The 17,097-nt window shown below is 72.4% G+C and carries 13 protein-coding genes and 1 pseudogene; 12 read left to right on the top strand and 2 right to left on the bottom strand.

From position 1 onward, the window contains the following. A pseudogene (locus OHA73_RS01165) lies at positions 1-1,827 on the top strand (ABC transporter transmembrane domain-containing protein). After that, positions 1,824-3,581, top strand: a complete 1,758-nt coding sequence (locus OHA73_RS01170) for an ABC transporter ATP-binding protein (protein WP_327653833.1) — start codon at positions 1,824-1,826, stop codon at positions 3,579-3,581. The pseudogene OHA73_RS01165 and the gene OHA73_RS01170 overlap by 4 nt, the downstream one beginning before the upstream one ends. Before the next feature lie 82 nt (positions 3,582-3,663). Here OHA73_RS01170 and OHA73_RS01175 read toward each other — a convergent pair whose 3' ends face one another. Next, positions 3,664-4,431, bottom strand: coding sequence for an MgtC/SapB family protein (locus OHA73_RS01175; RefSeq protein ID WP_327653834.1), 768 nt, complete (start codon positions 4,429-4,431; stop codon positions 3,664-3,666). Between the two features lie 73 nt (positions 4,432-4,504). Between OHA73_RS01175 and OHA73_RS01180 the strand changes: the two genes are divergently transcribed. The 9 genes from OHA73_RS01180 (at position 4,505) to OHA73_RS01220 (ending at position 14,494) form a co-directional block, all read left to right on the top strand. Then, on the top strand, positions 4,505-4,753 hold the full coding sequence (locus tag OHA73_RS01180; protein ID WP_327653835.1) for a hypothetical protein: 249 nt from the start codon (positions 4,505-4,507) through the stop codon (positions 4,751-4,753). A 91-nt stretch (positions 4,754-4,844) separates the two neighbouring features. Then, positions 4,845-6,098 carry a cytochrome P450 family protein gene (locus OHA73_RS01185; RefSeq protein WP_327653836.1) on the top strand — a complete coding sequence of 418 codons (1,254 nt, stop codon included), beginning with the start codon at positions 4,845-4,847 and terminating at the stop codon, positions 6,096-6,098. Positions 6,099-6,191: 93 nt separating this feature from the next. Then, positions 6,192-7,034 (top strand): arylamine N-acetyltransferase family protein, encoded by an 843-nt coding sequence (locus tag OHA73_RS01190; RefSeq protein WP_327653837.1) that lies wholly within the window; start codon positions 6,192-6,194, stop codon positions 7,032-7,034. 95 nt (positions 7,035-7,129) lie between these two features. Further along, positions 7,130-8,296: a substrate-binding domain-containing protein gene (locus OHA73_RS01195; RefSeq protein WP_327653838.1), complete on the top strand. Its 1,167-nt coding sequence runs from the start codon at positions 7,130-7,132 to the stop codon at positions 8,294-8,296. Between the two features lie 103 nt (positions 8,297-8,399). Then, entirely contained in the window at positions 8,400-9,743 is a 1,344-nt protein-coding gene (locus OHA73_RS01200; protein WP_327653839.1) for an ABC transporter substrate-binding protein, read from the top strand. Between the two features lie 29 nt (positions 9,744-9,772). Beyond that, complete coding sequence (locus OHA73_RS01205) at positions 9,773-10,756, top strand: carbohydrate ABC transporter permease (RefSeq protein ID WP_266718231.1); 984 nt, start codon at positions 9,773-9,775, stop codon at positions 10,754-10,756. Continuing rightward, positions 10,753-11,616 carry a carbohydrate ABC transporter permease gene (locus OHA73_RS01210; protein ID WP_266718229.1) on the top strand — a complete coding sequence of 288 codons (864 nt, stop codon included), beginning with the start codon at positions 10,753-10,755 and terminating at the stop codon, positions 11,614-11,616. Before OHA73_RS01205 ends, OHA73_RS01210 begins: the two co-directional genes overlap by 4 nt. 23 nt (positions 11,617-11,639) lie before the next feature. Continuing rightward, entirely contained in the window at positions 11,640-12,620 is a 981-nt protein-coding gene (locus tag OHA73_RS01215; RefSeq protein WP_327658377.1) for a hydroxyacid dehydrogenase, read from the top strand. Then, a complete protein-coding gene (locus OHA73_RS01220) occupies positions 12,617-14,494 on the top strand; it encodes a DUF2264 domain-containing protein (RefSeq protein ID WP_327653840.1) in 1,878 nt (625 codons plus the stop codon). Before OHA73_RS01215 ends, OHA73_RS01220 begins: the two co-directional genes overlap by 4 nt. Before the next feature lie 45 nt (positions 14,495-14,539). Here OHA73_RS01220 and OHA73_RS01225 read toward each other — a convergent pair whose 3' ends face one another. After that, on the bottom strand, positions 14,540-15,994 hold the full coding sequence (locus OHA73_RS01225) for an MFS transporter (protein WP_327653841.1): 1,455 nt from the start codon (positions 15,992-15,994) through the stop codon (positions 14,540-14,542). Positions 15,995-16,109: 115 nt separating this feature from the next. On the opposite strand from OHA73_RS01225, the gene OHA73_RS01230 reads away from it, so the two are divergent. Continuing rightward, complete coding sequence (locus tag OHA73_RS01230) at positions 16,110-17,057, top strand: Gfo/Idh/MocA family protein (protein WP_327653842.1); 948 nt, start codon at positions 16,110-16,112, stop codon at positions 17,055-17,057. The last annotated feature ends 40 nt before the right edge of the window (positions 17,058-17,097 follow it).

A 17,097-nucleotide genomic window follows, 5' to 3' on the forward strand; every position in this document is an offset into this window, starting at 1 on the left:
ATGAGTGCCACCACCACTGACCTGCCCCACGACAGACCTTCGGGGCGCGATCCCGGCGTCCCGGAACTGCGCGGACCGGCCCGCTACTTGGGGTGGCTCATCGCGCGCCAACGCGGCCGGGTCGCCGCCGGGGCGCTGTTCGGGAGCCTGTGGATGGTGGGGCTCGCGCTCCCGCCCTACGTCCTGTCGCGCGCCGTCGACGACGGGCTGCGGGCCGGTGACTCCGGCGCACTGTACGGATGGTGCGGCATCCTCGTCGTCCTCGGCGCGGTCAACGCGTGGCTCGCGATCATGCGACACCGCACGATGACGCGGGTGCGCCTCGACGCCACCTTCCGTACGACGCGGCTCGTCACACGGCACGCCACCGTGCTCGGGGCCGCGCTGCCACGGCGCGTCGCGGCGGGTGAGGTCGTCACCATCGGCGTCGGCGACGTCCAGCGGATCAGCCAGACGCTGACGATCGCGGGCCCCGGCGTCGGCGCGGTCGTCGCGTACGCGGTGGTGGCCGGGCTGCTCCTGTCGATCTCGGGGCTGCTCGCGGCGGTGATCCTGCTGGGCGTGCCGCTACTCGCCGGCGCGCTCGGGCCGCTGCTCACGCGGTTGCAGGGCGCCGAGTCCGGCTACCGGGAACGGCAGGGTGTGCTGGCGTCGCGGCTCGCCGACCTCGTCGGCGGTCTCGGGGTGCTCGCGGGGCTCGGCGGCAAGGACGTGTAAGCGGGCCGGCTGCGGCAGGACACCGCCGGGCTGCGCGCGGAGGGGTACCGGGTGGCGCGGGTGATCAGCTGGATCCAGGCGCTCGCCGTCGGCCTTCCCGCGGTCTTCCTCGCCGTTGTGACGTGGCTGGGCGCCCGCATGGCGGCCCAAGGGGAGCTGTCCATCGGCGAGTTGGTGGCCGTGTACGGGTATGTGGCCATGCTGGTCGTGCCGGTCGAGGCGTTCATCGAGGGCGGCTACGACCTGGGGCGCGGGCTCGTCGCGGCGCGGCGGGTGCTGCGGTTCCTGTCCCTCGAGACCGAGTCGGGCGGACACCGCTCCCCCGTTCCGGGTCCACCGGAGGGCGCGGCGCTGCACGATCCGGTGTCCGGGGTGACGGTCGAACCGGGGCGGCTCACGGCGCTGGTGTCGGCGCGGCCCGGGGAGGCGGCGGCCGTGGTCGACCGGCTGGGCCGGTTCGCGCCGACGACGGCCACCTGGGGTGACGCCGCGTTGGACGCGGTGGACCTGACGGAGGTGCGGCGCCGGATCCTGCTCGCGGCGCCCGAGGCGGATCTGTTCGCGGGGACGGTGCGGGAGGCGGTCGCGGGGCGGCACACCCCGGACGGGACGACGGTGAAGGCCGCCCTGCACGCGGCCGCGGCCGACGACCTGCCGGGCGGCGCACTCTTGGCCCAGGGGCGCAACCTCTCCGGCGGCCAGCGGCAACGCGTGCGCCTGGCCCGTGCGTTGCACGCGGACCCAGAGATCCTCCTCGCCGTCGAACCGACATCGGCCCTCGACGCCCACACGGAGGCACGCGCCGCGGACCGGCTACGGGAGGCGCGGCACGGCCGCACCACCGTGGTCACGGGCACGTCCCCGCTCCTGCTCGACCGGGCGGACGAGGTGTGCTTCCTGCACGACGGGACGGTCCGCTCCACGGGCACCCACCGCGAACTACTGGCCCGCGATAAGGAGTACAGGCGCTTGGTGGGGCGGGGTACGGATGCCGTTTCGGGTCCGGGGGCTGTAGCGGACACGGATGCCGCACCAGACCCGGACGCCGGACCAGACCCCGACGCCGTCCCGGACCCAGGATCCGTCCCCGCGGCAGGAGCCGAGTCATGAGCGCACCCCGTTTCTCCCTGCCCGTCGCCGACCGCGTCGCCGTGCGTCGCGCCGCGCTCGGACTCGTCCGCGCGGACCGGCGTGCCTTCGCCTCGACGCTGGTTCTCAACTGCCTCGCGGCGGGGGCCGGGATCGTCGGGCCCTGGTTGCTCGGCCGGATCATCGACGATGTGCGGGGTGGCACGAGTGTGTCGCACGTCGACCGGGCGGCTCTGGTGATCCTGTGCTGCGCCGTGGCCCAACTCCTACTGCTGCGCTGGGCGCGCCTGGTGGGGCACCGGTTCGGGGAGCGGACCGCCGCGAGGGTGCGGGACCGGTTCGTGGACCGGGCGCTCGGGCTGCCCGCCTCCGTGGTCGACCGGGCGGGGCCCGGCGACCTCACGAACCGGGGCACGAACGACGTGGCGGCCGTCGCGAGCGCGCTGCGCGACGCGGGTCCCGACGTGTTCGTGTCGGCGGCGCAGGTGGTGTTCCTCGCGGCCGCCGTCGTCGTGGTCGAGCCGGTGCTCGGTCTGGTCGCCCTGTGCTGCCTGGCGGGCATCCCGGTGGCGGTGCGCTGGTATCTGCGCCGGGCCCGCACCGCGTATCTCGCCCAGGGCGAGGCGGACTCGCACCTCGCCGAGCAGCTCGCGGCGACGGCCTCGGGGGCCCGCACCGTCGAGGCCTTCCGCCTCCAGGAGCAGCGCATCGAGGCGTGCGAGCGGGGCATCCGGCACAGTTACCGCACCCGTATGCGCACCCTGTCCCTACGTAGCGTGCTGTTTCCCTCGGTCGACTTCTCGTACGCCCTGCCGGTCGCCGCCGTCCTCCTCGTGGGCGGCACCCTCCACGCGCACGGCGGTCCGAGCCTCGGCGCGATCGTCACGTGCGCCCTGTATCTGCGCCAGCTTTCGGGGCCGCTGGACACGATCCTGTTCTGGGTGGAGCAACTACAGAGCAGCGGCGCCTCGTTCGCCCGCGTCGAGGGCATCGGCGGGACACCGTCACGCGTACCTGCGCGCGAGGCGGCCGTTCCGTCCGGCGACGCGATCCACCTGAGCTCGGTGCACTACGCGTACGAGGGTGGCGGCGATGTCGTCCACGGCGTGGACCTGACCGTGCGGGCGGGCGAACGGCTCGCCGTGGTCGGCCCGTCCGGGGCAGGCAAGACCACGCTGAGCAAACTCCTCGCGGCGATCGACGCGCCGCGCACCGGGACGGTCAGCGTCGGCGGCGTCCCGGTCACGGAGCTCGCTCCCGAACAGCTGCGCCGTCACATCGTCCTGGTCACGCAGGAGCACCATGTGTTCCTCGGCTCGGTCCGCGACAACCTGCGGATCGCCGCGCCCGAGGCGGACGACGCGGACCTGAGCGCAGCGCTCGCGGCCGTCGGCGCCGACGACTGGGCGGACGCGCTCCCCCAGGGCCTGGACACGGAGGTGGGCGCCGGCGGCCTGCGCCTCGAAGGCCCGCAGGCGCAGCAGCTGGCGCTGGCCCGCGTGGTGCTGGCGGACCCGCACACCGTGGTCCTCGACGAGGCGACCGCCCTGCTCGACCCGACGACGGCCCGCCACACGGAACGGGCCCTCGCGGCGGTGCTGCACGGCCGCACGGTCATCGCCGTCGCCCACCGCCTCCACACGGCGCACGACGCGGACCGGGTCGCGGTCATGGAGGACGGCCGGCTGACCGAACTCGGCCCGCACACGGAACTGGTGGCGGCGGACGGCGCGTACGCGGCGCTGTGGCGGTCGTGGCACGGGACGCGGACGTAGGGCCTGGCGTGTGGATCAGGCCGGGCTCGCGGGGGCTGATCCACACCACACGCCCTGGCTCCGGCGCACCCCTCCCGCCGGGCTACTCGTCCGGCGCCGCCGCCAGCGACGCCACATCCAGTACCCCGTCCAACTCCGCGAGCACGGCCACGAGTTCCGGCACGTCGGACGCGCCCTCGATCTCCATGCGTACGGCCATCGTCCCGATCCGGCCGCTGCCGGGCTCGTAGTCGGCGCTGTCGTTGCGCAGCTCGAGGACCCGGAACCCGCGGCTCGTGCACTCCTCGAGGACGCGGGTGAGGACGCTGGAGCCGACCCGGTAGGCGAGGTGCAGGCCCGAGCGCCGCTCCGTGGCCAGGGCCGGTACCCGTCGCGTCACCCAGGGGTAGCCGCGGACGACCAGGAAGTGACAGGCGGTCGCGGCGAACGCGAGCAGCGGGAGGCCGCCGCCGCAGGCCATCCCTATGGCACACGTCAGCCAGACGGTCGCCGCGGTGGTCAATCCGCGCACCGCGTCGCGCCGCACGAAGATGAGGCCGCCACCGATGAAGCCGATGCCGGAGACGATCTGGGCGGCGACGCGTGACGGGTCGAACGACACGCTGTCCATGCCGAGCACGGAGTTGAACCCGTGCTGCGACACCTCCATGAACAGCGCGCTTCCCACGCCGACGAGGGTGTGCGTGCGCAGCCCCGCGCTCTTCTGCTGGACGGCGCGCTCCGCCCCGATCAGTGTGGAAAGCACGAGAGCGAGACTCAACTCGGCGAGCTGCCGCAGGCCTTGTCCGGCTGCCGGGTCGAACAGGGAGAACGCGAGCGAGGACGACAAGAGCGGGACCCTCCTCTCCATCGGGTTGATCTTCCCGAGGGTAGTCCCGCGTCGGCTCGGCGGGATTGTCAGACCCATGCGCAAGAGTGGAGTCATGAACGGGACCAGGAATCACGGACAGCTGACCATGAACCCCGAGTTGGCCGCGGCGCAGGCCTGCCTGCGTCTCATGCACACGGCACGCGCGGCGCTCTCCACATCCGAGCCACCGGCCACGGCCGCGGTGCTCACCGTACCGATCGCCGAGGCCGACGAGGCGCTGAGCAGGGCGGGCCTGGCGGGCAACGAGGCGTGGTTGCTCGAGCGGATCTATGGGCTGGGCCTCGAGGCCGAGGCGCCCTAGCATCGGCCCTTGATCCGTATCAGTATCCGTATCCGGTGTGTCGGTCGCGTTCCGGTGCATCGCCACTTCTCCGGCTTGCAAGGAGCTCGACGTGACCACTGTGTCCTCGGACCAGCCGCACCGCATCGACCCGACCGGCGGCTGCCCGCACGCGCGCAACGCCCGCTTGCGCGCGGAGGGCGCGGTGGCCCCCGTGGTGCTGCCCGATGACGTGCAGGGCATGCTCGTACTGGGCCATGAGGCGTTGAAGGAGTTCCTCGGGCACAGCGATGTCGCCAAGGACGCCCGGCACTTCGCGGCGCTCGCCGAGGGCCGGATACCCGAGGGGTGGCCGCTGCGGACGTTCGCGACGGTGCGCGGGATGACGACGGCCGACGGCGAGGACCACCGGCGGCTGCGGTCCCTGGTGAGCCGGGCGTTCACGGCCCGGCGGGTCGAGGCGCTGCGGCCGCGGGTGGAGGCGATGACGGACGAACTGCTGGACGGCCTCGCCGCGGCGGCGCGGGACGGGTCCGGCGTGGCCGATCTGCGCACGCACTTCGCGCTGCCGCTGCCCATGGGGGTGATCTGCGAACTCTTCGGCGTGGACGAGGAGTTCAGGGACACGCTGCACCGTCTCTCCAGCGAGGTCGTGGCCACGAACATCGAACCGGCGAGAGCCGTGGCCGCCAACCAGGAGATGGTGTCGGTGCTTGCCCAGGTGGTCGCCGCTCGCGTCCGGGAGCCGGGCGACGATCTGACGAGCGCGCTGCTCGCGGCCCACGAGGCGGACGGTGACCGGCTCAGCCGCGAGGAGTTGATCGGCACGCTCATGCTGTTCGTCGTGGCCGGGCACGAGACGACACTGAACCTGGTCACGAACGCGGTGCGCGCGCTGTGCGCCCACCGCGAGCAGCTGGCCCTCGTGCGCGACGGCGCGGCGGGCTGGGCGGATGTCGTGGAGGAGACGCTGCGCTGGGACAGCCCGGTCAGCTACTTCCCGTTCCGCTACCCGACCCGGGACCTCACGGTCGACGGCACGCTGATACCGAAGGGCACACCCGTGCTCGCCGGTTACACGGGCGCGGGCCGTGACCCGGCGGCGCACGGCCCGGACGCCGATCGCTTCGACGTCACGCGCGCCCTGCCGGGCCGGCATCTCTCGCTCGGGCACGGGGCGCACTACTGCCTGGGCGCCCCGCTGGCCCGGCTCGAGGCGACGGTGGCCCTGGAGCGCCTCTTCACCCGGTTCCCCACGCTCGAACTGGCCGTTCCCGAGGAAGAGTTGCCCGTGAACGCAAGTTTCGTGGGCAACAGCGTGGTCGAGCTCCCGGTGCGACCGGGCCCGGACGCCCGCCACGAGTGACACCCACCACGGCCGACGCGCACGACTGACGTCTCCCCCGGACGCCCCCGCCTGACGCCGGGTCGCCCACCGAACCACTGCGACACTGGCGTCATGGATCACCCCCGCACCGACGCCTACCTCCGCCGCATCGGCGCCGACCGCCCCTCGGCGCCGACCGCGGACGCGTTGCGCACGCTGCATGTGGCGCATTTGCTCGCCGTGCCGTTCGAGAACCTCTCCGTGCACCTGGGCGAGGAGATCGTCCTCGACGCGGACGCGCTGGTCGCGAAGCTGGTGGATCGCGGCCGCGGGGGCTTCTGCTACGAGCTCAACGGCGCGTTCGGCGCCCTGCTCGCCGCCCTCGGTTTCGAGGTGACGCCGTTGCAGGCGCGGGTCGTGGGCAAGGACGGCCGGCTCGGCATCCCGTACGACCACATGGCGCTGCGCGTGCGCACGGCCGAGGGGACGACGTGGCTCACGGACGTCGGGTTCGGCACGCACACGCACTATCCGCTGGCCTTCGACGAGCGGGGCGAACAGGCCGACCCGGGCGGGGTGTTCCGGATCGAGGACACCGAAACCGACGGTGATGCCGACACCGACGCCGACGCGGCTTCGGTCGAGGGCGCAGCCGAGGGCGACCTCCTCGTACTGCGCGACGGCGAACCCCAGTATCTGCTCGAGCAACGCCCTCGCACACTTCGGGATTTCGAGGCGGGCGCCTGGTACCACCGCACCTCACCCGCCTCACACTTCACACAGTCCCTGGTCTGTTCGCGGCTCACCGAGGACGGCCGGATCACCCTCAGCGGTCATACGCTCACGGCCACCGTCGACGGCCGCCGCACCGTCACCGAGCTCCCCACCGACGCCTCCGTCCTCGAGGCCTACGACCAGCACTTCGGCATCGTCCTCGATCACGTACCGCCGGAGCCGAATCCGACGGAGGGCTGACGCCCGACGCCGCCCGCTGGTTATGCTCGGCCGAAGCGTTCAGCAAAACGCTCAAACGAACAGCGGTACCAGCGGTACACGAGGGGGCCATCAGCATGCGCGAACCGGTCGATCTCAGGCGGCAGCGGATCCTTGCCGCCGTGCAGGCGCGCGGCGCGACGCGGGTCAGCGATCTGGCCACGGAGCTCGCGGTGTCGGTGGTGACGCTCCGCCGCGACGTGGAAGAGCTCGCACGCGCAGGCAAGCTGCGCCGCGGGCACGGCGTCGCCCGACCGATCCTGCCGGAGCAGGACGAGGGACACGACCAGCGGCAGGAGCAGCGCGAAGCCCGGGCGCCGGCCCCGGGCGCCGACCTGGACGGCGGCCCCATCGCCGTCGTCGTCCCCGAGCGGCACGCGTACCTGTACGAGATGCTGCACGGCGCCCGCACCGCGTTCGAGGAGGCCGGGGTCCGGATCGCCCTGCACATCGCCCCCGCCGCCCCGGGCGCCGAACAGCCCCTCGTGGAGCGGGCGTTGGCGGACGGGGCCCGCGGGCTCCTCATCGCCCCGCGCTGGCGCAGCCTCGCCACCGAGGAGGCCGACTACGCCTGGCTCGCGCGCGTGGACGTGCCCACGGTGGTGATGGAGCGCCGGCCGCGCAGGGGCAGCGCGGTGCACGCCGTGGACACCGTGTGCACCGACCACTGGTACGGCGTGCACCTCGCCGTCGAGCACCTCACGGGCCTCGGTCACCGCCGCATCGTGCTCGCGGCGCGCGACGACAGCCCGACGGCGCGCGCGGTGCGTGCCGCGTTCACCGAGATCGCGGCGGACCATCCGCAGGTGGACAAGTGGGCGGTCGCCCTCAGCTCCCCCCGCGCTGTTCCCGAGCCGGAGGCGGAGGAAGCCGAGAAGCAGCTCGAACTGCCACCTTTGCTGGACGAGTTGGGGGCCACGGGTGTCCTGCTGCACGGCGACGTCGACGCGCTGATGCTCGTCCAGTCGCTGCGCGACGCGGGGGTGCGTGTCCCGGAGGACTGCTCCGCGATCGCGTACGACGACGTGGTCGCCGGGCTCGGCAGCACTCCGCTGACGGCCGTGTCCCCGCCGAAGGCGGAGGTCGGGCGGGCGGCGGCCGAGCTGCTGCTGCACCGCCTGGGCCGGGGCGCGGGTGCCGGTCCCGCGCACCGGGTCGAGTTGCTGCCGACGCTCAAGGTGCGCGGTTCCACCCGTTCCGCCGCGTATCGCGACCCGCTTCCCTCAACCCCCGCCGCATACTGAGCGTTTGACCGTTTCATTTTCTTCTGATCGATCTATTGACCGCATCTCGTGAACCGATCAGGATTCCCGTGACTCGAACACGCAGGAGCCGCGGGAGGCGCCCATGCCTGGTCGACAGAGCCGTCGATCGGTGCTCGCCGCGATCACCGCGCTGCCCCTGACGGGCGCCCTTGGCGCCTGCAGCGGGAGTGACAGCGCGTCGCAGGCAAGCTCTAGCTCAAGCAGGACCGGCAAGACCACCATCACCTTCTGGTCCGCCCTTCGCGGCAGCCAGGAGGTGGTGGACAAGTTCAATCAGACGCACGACCACATCCAGGTCGACTTCCAGCAGGTGCCGTCCGGTACGCAGGGCGGCTATCTGAAGCTCAGCAACGCGGCGCGCGCGGGCAACGCCCCCGATGTCGCCACCATCGAGTACCCCCAGCTGCCGGGCTTCGCCATCGATGGCGTCACGCGCGACATCACCGAGCTGATCAGCGACAAACTGCGCCGCAAGCTGCTTCCGCAGGCGCTCGGCCTGACCACGTTCCAGGGGCACACCTTCAGCGTGCCGCTGGACATCGAGCCGATGGTGATGCACTACCGCAAGGACCTCTTCGACAAGTACGGCTTCGAAGTCCCCACCACCTGGGACGAGTTCGCGGAGCTCGCGCGGAAGGTGCGGCGTACGGGCGGCGGCCGCAAGGTCACACTGTTCCCCACCGACGGGATGACGCAGTTCGCCGCCTGGGCGTGCCAGGCGGGCGCCCAGTGGTTCGACACCTCGCACGGCGCGTGGAACGTCTCCATGGTGGACGCCCCGACCCGGAAGGTCGCCGCGTACTGGCAGCGCCTCATCGACGAGGGACTCGTCTACACCAACGCCTCCAGCGCCCGCATCGCCGATGCGCAGATCGGCACGGGCCTGGTCCTGACCCGGCTCAGCGGAGCCTGGGACGCGGGCGCGCAGATGAACGCGCGCCCGGAGCAGAAGGGCCAGTGGCGCATCGCGCCGCTCCCCCAGTGGACACCGGACAAGCCGTCCCTCGGTACGCATGGCGGCTCCACGTTCGCCGTGACGAAGAACAGCAAGAAGCCCGAGGCTGCCATGGAGTTCATCGAGTGGCAGGTGTCGCACCCCGACGCCCTCAAGGCTCGGCTGTCCAGCGGCGCGAGCAGCCAGTACCCGGCCGTCAGCGATCTGATCCCGGTCGGCAGCAAGGCGTTCGACAAGGCGTACTACGGCGGGCAGGACATCTACCGGCTCTTCGAGGAAGAGGCGCACAAGATCCGCGATGGCTGGGTCTGGGGTCCGCGCATGACCGCGACCGGCTATGTCATGCAGGACGCCTTCGCCCGCGCGGGCGCCGGTTCCGGCACCCTCCTGTCCGCCGCGCGCGCAGCGCAGGACGGCACGATGCCCGATCTGAAGGCGCTCGGCCTCAAGACCACCACCCGTTCCACGTGAACGCCCGCACCCCGAAAGGCAGGTGACCCATGACCGCGACAACCCATGCCCCCACGGCCGCGCCCGCCCCACAGGAGGCGGGTGGCCACTCCGCGCGCAAGGCACAGCGGGCGGCCAAGCGCCGCCGCGGCGGTGCGGCCGGCGTCCTGATGGCGCCGTTCTTCGTCCTGCTCACGCTGGTCTTCCTGATCCCGGTCGGCACAGCGGTGTGGCTGAGCTTCTTCAGCGACGACCAGCCGGGCCTCGGCTTCGGCCCCGAACGCACCGTCTTCGTGGGCCTGCGCTCGTACGCCGCCGTGATCACCGACCCGACGTTCCTGTCCGGGCTCGGCACGGTCGCGCTGTACTGCGTGATCTACATCCCGCTGATGGTGATCGGCTCTCTCACGCTGGCGCTGCTGCTCGACTCCGGCGTCGTACGGCTGCGGTCCTGGGCCCAGTTGGGCCTGTTCCTGCCGCACGCGGTGCCCGGCATCATCGCGGCCCTGATCTGGCTGTACCTCTACACGCCGGGCATCAGCCCGGTCGTCGAGGCGCTCGGCAAGGCGGACATCCAGGTCGACTTCCTCGGTCTGCACACCACGCTGCCGTCGATCGTGAACATCGCCCTGTGGTCGAACCTCGGCTACAACATGGTCATCTTCTACGCGGCCCTGCAAGCGGTCCCCCGCGAGGTCCTGGAGGCATCCGTCGTCGACGGCGCGGGGCCGGTGCGCACCGCGTTGCAGGTGAAGACGCCACTTGTGCGCTCCTCTGTGGTCATGGTCGCGATGTTCACGCTGATCTGGGCGCTGCAGCTGTTCACCGAGCCCATGCTGCTGCACCAGTCGTCGCAGATGGTGGACACCCGGTTCTCGCCGAGCATGTACATCTACGACGCGGCCTTCAGCCGCAACAACTACTCCCTCGCGGCCGCCGCGTCGGTGATCCTGCTGATCATCACCATCGCCGTCTCCTTCGGGGTCACCCGCTGGACCAACCGCGTCAACTCGGCCGAGGAGGAGGCCCGATGAGCGCCACCGACTCCACCCTCCTTCGCCCCCGGATGCTGGGGCGCGCGACGGTCAACGTCGTCGTCGCGATCTCCGTTCTGTACACGCTGCTTCCGGTCCTGTGGCTGGTCCTCGCCTCGACCAAGTCCCGAGACGCCCTGTTCAGCAGCAGCATCCTGTCGTTCAGCGACTTCTCCCTCGTGCAGAACCTCAAGGACCTGTTCGCGATGGACGGCGGCCTGTACAGCCGCTGGTACGGCAACAGCCTGCTGTACGCGGTCCTGGGCGCGGCCATCGGCGCGCTGATCAGCGTCGCCTGCGGCTACGCCTTCGACAAGTACCACTTCCGGCACAAGGAGAAGCTGTTCGGCCTGGTGCTCGCGGCGGTCATGGTGCCGCAGACGGTGCTCGCGCTGCCGCTGTATCTGATCGCGTCGGCGACCGGCATCGTGAACACCTTCTGGTCCGTGTTCATCCCGGTCCTGTTCAACCCGTTCGGCGTGTACCTCGGCCGCATCTTCGCCCAGGGGTACGTGCCGAACGAGGTCCTGGAGGCCGCGCGCGTCGACGGCGCAAGCGAACTCGCGACGTACTTCAAGGTCGCGCTGCGCATGCTGGGCCCCGGCCTGGTCACGGTCTTCCTCTTCCAGCTCACCACGATCTGGAACAACTTCTTCCTGCCGATGGTGATGCTGTCGAACCAGGATCTGTATCCCGTCAGCCTCGGCCTGTTCCAATGGAACAGCCAGGCGACCGTCTCGCCCGAGTACTACCCGGTGGTGATCATGGGCTCGCTCCTCGCGGTCCTCCCTCTCGTCCTCGCGTTCGTCTTCCTCCAGCGCTTCTGGCGGTCCGGCCTCACGGCGGGGGCGGTCAAGTGAGCAAGCCCCGCGTGGCGCTGGCCATGTCCCCCCAGGCCGCGGCGGCCGTCTTCACGCCGCGGTCCATGGCCGCGCTCACGGAGGTCTGCGACCTCGCACCGCTGCCCGTGCTCGACGACCTCACGTCCGCCCGGGCGAAGGAGGTCCTGGCCGACGTCGAGGTGCTCGTCACCGGCTGGGGCTGCCCGTCGCTCGACGCCGACGTGCTGGCGGCGGCGCCCGCCCTCAAGGCCGTGGTGCACTCGGCCGGTTCGGTGCGCGGGCACGTCACCGAGGCCTGCTGGGAGCGCGGCATCGCCGTGTCCTCTGCGGCCGCGGCCAACGCGCTACCGGTCGCCGAGTACACCCTCGCGATGATCCTTCTGCACGGCAAGCACGTCCTGGAACGGGCCCGCGACTTCCACCGTGAGCGCGAGCGCGGCGACTGGCTGCTCACCTCCCACGAAGTGGGCAACTACCGCCGCACGGTGGGCATCCTGTCCGCCTCGCTCATCGGCCGCCGGGTGATCGAACTGCTGCGCCCCTTCGAATTCGAGGTGCTGCTGCACGACCCGTACGTCTCCGAGGAGGACGCGGCCGAGCTCGGCGTGGAACGCGTCGGTCTGCCCGAACTGTTCACGCGCAGCGACCTGTTGAGCGTCCACACGCCGCTGCTGCCCACCACGACCGGGCTGGTCAGCAGGGAGCTGCTGAGTTCGATGCGGCCGGGCGCCACGCTCATCAACACCGCGCGCGGCGCCGTCGTCGACCAGGACGCCCTGACCGACGTGGTCCACGCGGGCCGCATCCGCGCGGTCCTGGACGTCACGGACCCGGAGGTGCTGCCCGCGGACCACCCGCTGTGGGACTGCCCGAACGCGCTGATCACCCCTCATCTGGCCGGCTCCCAGGGCAACGAGTGGCAGCGCCTCGCCGACACCGCGATCGGCGAACTGACGCGCTGGTCCACGGGCGACGGCTTCGCCCATCCCGTACGACGCGAAAGGCTGGCATACCTCGCATGAACAGCACCCCGTTCGATCTCCCCGCCGAGGACCGGGAGTTGAGCCCGCACACCGGCTTCACCCGGGCGCACTGGGAAGCCGTCGCCGACGGGCTGCTCGGAGCGGCCTGGCGGTGGGCGACGCCCGAGGGCGCACTGCTCGATCTGCCGGGCCGGCCCTCCGGGTCCGGCGTCCGCTCGGACGGGCTCGAGGGCTATGCCCGTACGTTCCTGGCGGCCGGCTTCCGGGTCGCGGGCGCGCAGGGCAAGGACCCGCACGGCTGGCTCGACCGGTACGCGAGCGGCCTCGCGGCGGGCACCCGGACGCCGGGGCGCGACGACGCCGAGTCCTGGCCGCTGATCCTCGACCACCACGTCCAGGGCCAGCCGATGGTGGAGTCCGCCTCGGTGGCGCTCGGCCTGTCGCTGACCCGGCCGTGGCTGTGGGACCGGCTCGACAGTGACGTGCAGGACCGTGCGGAGAAGTGGCTGCGCGGCGCCATCACGCACACGCCCGCGCCGAACAACTGGTACCTCTTCCCGTTCATGGTGGCCTCGTTCCTGGAGTCCGTCGGCCGCTCCGACGCGGCGACGACGCGCGCCATCCAGCGGGCGCTCGACCTGCTGGAGACCTGGTACGAGGGCGACGGCTGGTACCGCGACGGCGACGGGCGGGCCTTCGACCACTACAACGGGTGGGCGCTGCACCTGTACCCGATGCTGCACGCGCATCTGACGGGCGACTCCGCCCTGTCGGAGCGGGTGGGTCCGCGCCTGCGCGAGCACCTCGAGGGCTTCTCGCTGCTCTTCGGCGGCGACGGGGCGCCGATCCACTTCGGGCGTTCGCTCACTTACCGGTTCGCGGCGTCGGCGGCCGTCAGTATCGGCGCGGTCACCGGGCACACGCCGCTGTCCCCGGGCGCCTCACGCCGTCTGATCAGCGGGAACCTGCGCTACTTCCTGGACCGTGGCGGCGTCACGGACGAGGGTCTGCTCAGCCTCGGCTGGCACGGCCCGCACGACGCGACGCTGCAGCACTACTCGGGCCCGGCGTCCCCGTACTGGGCGTCGAAGGGCTTCGTCGCGCTGCTGGCGGGCGAGGACGATCCGCTGTGGACGGCGCCCGAGGAGGCGGCGCCGAGCGAAGGCCCCGACCGGGTGCTCTCGCTGCCCGCGCCGGGCCTCCTGGTGCAGTCCACGCAGGCGGACGGGATCGTACGCCTTCACAACCACGGCAGTGACCACGTCCGCCCGTTCGAGGGCGAGAACGCCGCCGATGCCGACGCCCTCTACAGCCACCAGGCCTACTCCACGCACACCGGGCCCACGTCCCCGGCCAACCCGGCGGACAACCATCTGTCGGTCGAGTGCGACGGCATCGGAAGCGCCCGGCGCCGCATCCATCCGCTGGGGGCGGGCCAGGGCGACGGCTGGGGCTGGGCGGCGTCCTGGCACCGTCCGGTGTTCACGTCGGGTCCCCCGATGGTGCCGGGGCTGCGCGTGGAGAGCGTGACCGTGGCGCGCGGCGCGTACGAGCTGCGGGTGCACCGTGTGATCGGTGCCCCGCACGGGGCGCGGGTGACGCTCACCGGCTGGGCCACGGACGCGTTGCACTCGGAGCTGATCGGCCTGCGCGGCTGGGAGCTGCGGGACGAGGTGCGCGCGCCGCAGGGCACGGCGTACGAGCCGTGGGTGCGGGTGCCGCGTCTCGCGGCGGACGTGGAAGGGACGGCGGTGTTCGTGGCGCTGGCCGCACTCGGCGCGCGGTCGCCGCAGGAGCCGCTCGCGGACGCCGTGTCCGATGTCGCGCTCCTGGACGGGGAGTTGAGGGTGCGCTGGAGCGACGGCGCGCGCACCGTCGTCGGGTTCGAGCCGCTGCACGTTCAGCACGGCTGAGCGGCGTCGTTCGGCGGCCCGCACGTGCGGGCCGCCGTCATCGCCTCACGTTCCCTTCGCGGTGGGCACCGGAGCGGGAGCGCCTGTGACGGCACGGCCCGGCGCTCCGTCGGAGGGGACGACCAGGGCGACCGCTGTAGCCACCAAGGCAACCGCACCCGCCATGGCGAACGCCATCTGGTAACCATGCAGGGACGGGACGTCGGCGCCGCCAAGACGGGTCGTGTGGTGGACGAGCACGGCGGCGACGGCGGCGCTGGAGACGGCCTGCCCGATGGTGCGCATGAGGACGTTGACGCCGTTCGCGGAGGCCGTCGCGGCGGCCGGAACGGCGCGCAGGATCAGGGTGGGCAGCGCCGAGTACGCGAGGGTGGTGCCGGTGGAGACAACGGCGGCGCCGACGAGGATCACCCACAGGTCGGTGCTGTCGACGATGCGGATCGCGTAGCCGAGGGCGAGCACCACGCCGCCGATGGCGAGCGTGATCCGGGCGCCGCGCGCGGCGGAGATACGGGCCGAGACCGGCGAGAACATCAGCATGATGACGCCACTGGGCAGCATGCACAGGCCGGTGGCGACGATGGACAGGCCGAGCCCGTAGCCGGTGGCGACGGGGGCCTGCACGAGCTGTGCGGTGACGAGCGAGTTGGCGTAGAAGGCGAAGCCGGTGAGCAGCGCCGCGAGGTGCGGAAGGCCGACCCGGCGGCCGACGGCCAGACGCAGGTCCACCAGGGGCCCCTCGGTGCGCAGTTGCTGCCATGCCCACAGACCGAGGATCACGACGGCGCCCGCGAACAGACCGAGCACCACGGGGCTCCCCCAGCCCCACTGGCCGCCCTGCGAGACGCCGAGCAGCAGGCAGACGAGGCCCGCGGCGAGACCCAGCGTGCCGAGCGCGTCGAAGCGGCCCGGGGAGCGGACCGGTGACTCGCGCACCGCCCACCAGGCGAGGCCGAGGCCGAGCGCGCCGAGGGCGCTGGTCGCCCAGAACATCACGTGCCAGTTGGCGTACTGCACGATGAGCGCGGCCAGCGGCAGGCCCAGCCCCGCGCCGATTCCGACCGTCGAGCTCATCAGGGCGACGGCGGATCCGGTGCGGTGCGGCGGGAGTTCGTCACGCAGGATGCTGATGGACAGCGGCACGACGGCGGCCGCGGCGCCCTGCAGCGCGCGGGCGGCGATGAGCAGATGGATGTCGGAGGTCAGGGCGCACAGCACCGACCCGGCGGTCATCAGGGCGAGCGCGCCGAGCAGCACGCGTCGCTTGCCGTACATGTCGCCGGCCCGGCCGAGGACCGGGGTGAGGACGGCCCCGGCGAGCAGGGTCGCGGTGACCATCCAGGACACGGCGGCGGGCGAGGCGCCGGTCAGCCGCGGCAGGTCGGGCAGGAGCGGGACGACGACGGTCTGCATGACCGCCATGAGGATGCCGCCGAAGGCGAGCACGGGCACGGCGAGCCGCTCGCGCAGGGGCGTCGCCGATATCGGGGCAGGACTCATGTGTCTCCGGTTCACCAGTTCGGTGAATCATTATTTACCGAACCCCACGCCCTGTCTGCACCCCTCGACGCGACCCTCTGTGCAGAGTCCATCGAACCGGTCGATACTGCCACTCATGACCTCTTCCACCCCGGCCGCCGATTCCGGCCCTGCGCGTTTCGGTCTCGTCGGCACCGGCTCCTGGGCCGGGCGGACGTACGCCCCCACACTCGAGGCCCACAAGGCCGTCGACCTCGTCGGGATCTGGGGGCGCAGGACACAGGCGGCGGCCGAGCTCGCGGCAGGGCACGGCACGACGGCGTACGACGACGTGGACGCCCTGTTCGCGGCGAGCGACGTCGTGGCGTTCGCGGTGCCGCCGGACGTCCAGGCCCCGCTCGCCGCGCGGGCCGCCGCGGCGGGCTGCCACCTGCTCCTCGACAAGCCGCTTGCCACCCGGCCCGACGCGGCCCGCGCGGTCGTCGAGGCGGCCGACACCGCGGGCGTCGCAACGACCGTCTTCTGCACGCTGCGGCACTCTCCGCTCACGGCGGCCTGGGTCGCCGAACAGGGCAGGGTGGAGGACTGGTTCACGGGCCGCGCCGACTGGTACGGCGCGCTGTACGCGCCCGGCGACGATGCGCACGTGCGGGCCACGACGCCGTGGCGGGCGGACAAGGGTGCCCTGTGGGACGTCGGTCCGCACGCCCTGTCGATGCTGCTGCCGGTCCTGGGCGACGTGCGGACGGTGGCGGCGCACGGCGGCCCCGGCGACACCGTGCATCTCGTGCTCCGGCACGCGGGCGACGCCACCAGCACGGCGACGCTCAGCCTGACCACTCCCCCGGCGGCGACCGGCATCGCGGTCGAACTGCGCGGCACTCAGGGCGTGTCGGCGATGCCGACGGGCACCGGCACGGCCCAGGAGGCGCTGGCCGCCGCCGTCGACGCACTGCTGGAGGCGGCGCACGGCGGCGCGGCCCACCCGTGCGACGCCCGGTTCGGCCTGCGGCTCACGGAGACCCTCGCGGCGGCCGAACGCTCCCTGGCGTCGGGCCGGGCGGAACCGGTCCCCGACCACTAGGGTCTGTCGTTTGGATCAGGCCGACGAGGCAGCGCCCGGG

Origin of the sequence: Streptomyces sp. NBC_00483 (assembly GCF_036013745.1) — a bacterium.
Classification (GTDB): Bacteria; Actinomycetota; Actinomycetes; order Streptomycetales; family Streptomycetaceae; genus Streptomyces.

What these genes read in the sequence shown, in the direction of transcription:
- OHA73_RS01170 (WP_327653833.1), top strand. Translation starts at nt 1,824, where the DNA reads ATGAGCGCACCCCGTTTCTCCCTGCCCGTCGCCGACCGCGTCGCCGTG.
- OHA73_RS01175 (WP_327653834.1), bottom strand. Translation starts at nt 4,431, where the DNA reads ATGGAGAGGAGGGTCCCGCTCTTGTCGTCCTCGCTCGCGTTCTCCCTG.
- OHA73_RS01180 (WP_327653835.1), top strand. Translation starts at nt 4,505, where the DNA reads ATGAACGGGACCAGGAATCACGGACAGCTGACCATGAACCCCGAGTTG.
- OHA73_RS01190 (WP_327653837.1), top strand. Translation starts at nt 6,192, where the DNA reads ATGGATCACCCCCGCACCGACGCCTACCTCCGCCGCATCGGCGCCGAC.
- OHA73_RS01195 (WP_327653838.1), top strand. Translation starts at nt 7,130, where the DNA reads ATGCGCGAACCGGTCGATCTCAGGCGGCAGCGGATCCTTGCCGCCGTG.
- OHA73_RS01200 (WP_327653839.1), top strand. Translation starts at nt 8,400, where the DNA reads ATGCCTGGTCGACAGAGCCGTCGATCGGTGCTCGCCGCGATCACCGCG.
- OHA73_RS01205 (WP_266718231.1), top strand. Translation starts at nt 9,773, where the DNA reads ATGACCGCGACAACCCATGCCCCCACGGCCGCGCCCGCCCCACAGGAG.
- OHA73_RS01210 (WP_266718229.1), top strand. Translation starts at nt 10,753, where the DNA reads ATGAGCGCCACCGACTCCACCCTCCTTCGCCCCCGGATGCTGGGGCGC.
- OHA73_RS01215 (WP_327658377.1), top strand. Translation starts at nt 11,640, where the DNA reads ATGTCCCCCCAGGCCGCGGCGGCCGTCTTCACGCCGCGGTCCATGGCC.
- OHA73_RS01220 (WP_327653840.1), top strand. Translation starts at nt 12,617, where the DNA reads ATGAACAGCACCCCGTTCGATCTCCCCGCCGAGGACCGGGAGTTGAGC.
- OHA73_RS01225 (WP_327653841.1), bottom strand. Translation starts at nt 15,994, where the DNA reads ATGAGTCCTGCCCCGATATCGGCGACGCCCCTGCGCGAGCGGCTCGCC.
- OHA73_RS01230 (WP_327653842.1), top strand. Translation starts at nt 16,110, where the DNA reads ATGACCTCTTCCACCCCGGCCGCCGATTCCGGCCCTGCGCGTTTCGGT.